Source organism: Synechococcus sp. RC10A2, assembly GCF_047502605.1.
This window is the reverse complement of sequence record NZ_JANSHP010000037.1, coordinates 1-699: the sequence shown is the minus strand read 5'-3', so window position 1 is coordinate 699 and position 699 is coordinate 1. Positions and strand designations below refer to the sequence as shown.

The 699-nt window shown below is 60.5% G+C and carries 1 pseudogene; it reads right to left on the bottom strand.

Going from position 1 to position 699, the window contains the following annotated elements:
- A pseudogene (locus NW848_RS03800) lies at positions 1–590 on the bottom strand (hypothetical protein); the annotation flags it as partial.
- Between the last annotated feature and the right edge of the window lie 109 nt (positions 591–699).

Sequence of the window (699 nt, the reverse complement as noted above, 5' to 3'; positions counted from 1 at the left end):
TTGCGGAAGGCCTTCCGCACCTCGGCCTCCTCCTCCTCGCGGAGATGGTAACGCGTCAGGTGCGGGGGGGCGTTGTGGTTGGCGCTGATCACCACCCGACTCCACTCCGGGGGCAGGAGCTGGTCTAAGGCCTCCTTGTAGAAGGCGCACCCCTCCCGGTCTGGGGCTACTAGGAAAGCCTTGTAGCCCATGGGCAGAATGCGCTCTTTAAAGTGCTTGGCCACAAAGGCGGCTATCTTCCGCACCCGCTCGGGGCTTTTCAGCATGTTTTTTAGGGTGACTGCCCGGTCCAGAATGCGGTTCAACTCCTCTATGTCCGAAACGCCTTCGGCCTCCGCCACTTGCCAGAACTCCTGCTCCATGGTCTCCCGGTCCACCTGGAGATCGTTAGGGGCCATCTCGTAGTGGAGGGGGACCGTGGTCCCGTCTTTGATGCTGTCCCGGATGCTGTACTTGTCCAGGTAGCCCTTGGGGTCCTCGGAGCCGAAGACCTTAAAAGTGCCCTTTCCGTGAGCGGTCTTGTCTATGGGCGTCCCGGTAAAGCCGATAAAGGTCGCGTTAGGCAGGGCCCCCATGAGGTAGTTGCCCAAGTCCCCGCCCGTGGTACGGTGGGCCTCATCCACCAGGACAAAGATGTTCTTCCGGGTAGTGTCGCGTATTTTGTGGGTTAAGCATGGAGGGCGGAATGGACCGAGAGGA